2 protein-coding genes are annotated in these 2,947 nt (G+C 68.7%); one reads left to right on the forward strand and one right to left on the reverse strand.

The genetic code is table 11. The features are described 5' to 3' along the window. Positions 1–1,872: GAF domain-containing protein (locus tag A9W96_RS20520; RefSeq protein ID WP_067142571.1), on the reverse strand; the 1,872-nt coding region annotated here is incomplete at its 3' end. Positions 1,873–2,109: 237 nt separating this feature from the next. On the opposite strand from A9W96_RS20520, the gene A9W96_RS20525 reads away from it, so the two are divergent. After that, the coding region (locus tag A9W96_RS20525) for an AfsR/SARP family transcriptional regulator (RefSeq protein ID WP_197499590.1) at positions 2,110–2,947 on the forward strand (838 nt) is incomplete at its 3' end.

A 2,947-nucleotide genomic window follows, 5' to 3' on the forward strand; every position in this document is an offset into this window, starting at 1 on the left:
CGGGTGGCCTGCGCTCGAGTAAACCAGTTCACCGGTCTCGGGAGTGAGCACCGCGCAGACCGCGGTGGTGCATTGCGCGCCGGGCAGCCGCGCGGCGAAGCGATCCATCCCGGCGAGAGCCGCACCGGGACTTGGGTTTTCGAACAACAGCGCGCGACAGGCGCTGCGCACCTGGCCCATCACGGTGGCCGCGGCCAGGCCGTGGCCCACACAATCGCCGACGATCAAGGCGATCCGCCCGTCTTCCAGGTCGACGATGTCGTACCAGTCGCCGCCGACCTGCAGAGGCCTCGTCGCGGCCTGATACCGCACCGCGAAGCCGGCCGGCAGATCGGCCGGGCCGAGGATCGCGTGTTGCAGGGCCAGCGCGGTTTCGCGTTGCTGGTCGACCTGATGCACCCGCTGCAGCCCCTGGCCGAGGCGGCCCGCCAGGACCGTGAGCAAGGTCTGGTCCTCGAGGGTGAACAGGCGCTGGTCGGTCAGATCGATCCAGACGACGAGCACACCGTCGGGGTGCTGCAGTGCGATGCCAGCCGTCCCGGGTTCTCTCGAGTTAGAGGTGAGCAGATCGCCGTCGCGCAATGAACTGAGCGCCTGCTGGGTGTGCGGTGACAAATCGGCCCACTCTGCCGGCTCGCCAACCGACACGACTTGGGGTTCACCGAACGCCATTTCGGCGGACGAGCTTTGTGCGGGGAAGGTGACGGCCAGAACCCGGCGTGCCCGCCATAGCCGGCGCAATTCCTCGGCGGCGGCATGCACGGCGTCATCGACCGTGTCGGCCTGGGCCAGTTCCTGGTTGAGCGCGTGTTCGCGACCCGCCGCCAGCGCCAGTGCGATGGCCGCGTGCCGGGCGAAGTCGCTGACGAGATCCAGGTAGTCGTTGCCGAAGGCGGGCTGGTGCGGGTCGCGCGCGACGGCGATGACGCCGAGTACGGCACCGTCGGCGATCAGCGGCATGACGATCGCCGAGCGTTCGCCCACGTCGGTGAATCCCTCGATCGGGTATTCGAAGGAGTCAGTGATCAGCGGCAGCCCGCGGCGGGCCACACCGCCCGTGGTCGAGCCGTCCATCGGAACCTGCCGACCAATCACCTCCGAGGAGTAGCGGCCCGCCGTTGCGGCCACGACCAGGGTGTCGACCTCGCCGACGGGCCGTTCGGGCTCCCGGGGCACCAGCAGGATCGCCTGCTCGGCGCCCGCCAGCTCCAACGCCCGGTTCACAATGAGCTGCAACGGCCCCGTCTGCGGGTCGCCGGACAACAGCGCCGTCGTGATCTCGCGGCTGGCCTTCGTCCATCTCGCCGATTCGCGCTCTCGTTCGAATAGTCGGGCGTTGTCGATGGCGGCGGCCGCCGCCGTGGCCATCGCTCGTACGGCGCCTTCCTGGGAGTCGGAGAAGACGCGTCCCGGGCGGTCGTCGGCCAGATACAGGCTGCCGAAGTTGGCCCCCCGCACCGTGATCGGGATGCCGAGCAGCGCATGTATCGGCGGTTCGTGTCCGGCCAGCTCCGCTGTGTCGGGATGGGTATTCAGATCGTCGACGCGCAGGCCATCGCCGATCGGGAGCTCGCCGAGCCGCCGTGCCGTATCGACGTCGATTCCCGCATGCACGAAGGAAACGAACGCACCATCGGCGGCGCGGATGCCCAGGGCGGCGTAGCGGGCGCCGGTCAGCTCCATCGCCGCGTTGAGGACCCGCTGCAGCGTCACGTCCAGGTCCAGATCCGAGCCGATCTCGACGATGACCCGCACCAGTTGTTCCATTTGGTCGCGCGCCGCCACCAGCTCATCGAGCTGGTCATGCATGCGACTCACCAATTCGCGCCGGCCCTGCCAGGTGAAGGCGGAGTCACCTCGGTCGCCATCCATGGGCATCAACGGTAACGGGTCGGGTCGACGGCGATGTCTGGAAGGCGACACTTCATCCCTGCCCTGAGTTTCCTTGTGCACGAGTGGGCGTGTACCCGCTCAGTAGCTGGCCAACATACTTCGCGCTCACGTCAGATTGCTTGCATTCAAGAACTGCAGGCAGCGTGCCTTTACCCGATCTTGACCAGGTATTGAATTGTCCCGCCGAAGATAGCTGACGTGAGTACGCTTTCATCGGTGGAACTGGGGGTGTTGGGACCTCTCCAGGTCCGGCAAGACGGGACGCCCGTCGCTATACCGGGCGCGAAACCGCGCGCCATCCTCACGATGCTGGGACTGCACGGCGGCTCCGTCGTGCCGGCCGACACCCTCGTCGAACTGCTCTGGGGCGAGGAGCCGCCGCGCACCGCGGCCAAGGCCCTGCAGACCCACATCTCCTCGTTACGCCGCGCCCTGGGTGACGGCTTTGTCCTGACCCAGGGGGCGGGTTGGGTTCTGGCCGACAGCGAGATCGACGCCTCGCGCTACAAGTCGGCGGCCCGGCTGGGGCGCGACGCCGCCGCCGCTGGCGACACCAGCCAAGCGGTGGCGCGGTTCGAGGAGGCCCTTGCCCTTTGGCGTGGGACCCCCGAACTTCCCGATGGCCGGCCCGGCACTTCGGAAAAGACGCGGTGGATCGAGAGCCATGCCGCGCTGGTCGAAGATCGCGCGGACGCGCTGCTGGCCACGGGCCGCGCCGCGGAAGTCGTCGGCGATCTCGAGGCGGCGGTGGCTGAGGCCCCGCTGCGGGAAAGGCGATGGGGTCAGCTGATGCTCGCCCTCTACCGGGCCGGCCGGCAGGGCGAGGCCCTCGGCGCTTATCAGCGAGCGCGATCGCTGCTCGCCGACGAACTCGGGGTGGACCCCGGCCCGAATCTCCGCCGACTCGAGGCCGCGATCGTCGCGCAGGACGCGTCGCTGGATGTGGCTGTGGCACAACATGCTCCTTCGGTGACGCGCGCGGTCACCTTCCTGCTCACCGACATCGAGGGGTCGACGGCTGCCTGGGAGGCCGACGCCGACGCCATGGCGGTGG

The organism is Mycobacterium sp. 1245852.3 (assembly GCF_001669335.1).
In the GTDB taxonomy this organism is placed as follows: Bacteria; Actinomycetota; Actinomycetes; order Mycobacteriales; family Mycobacteriaceae; genus Mycobacterium; species Mycobacterium europaeum_A.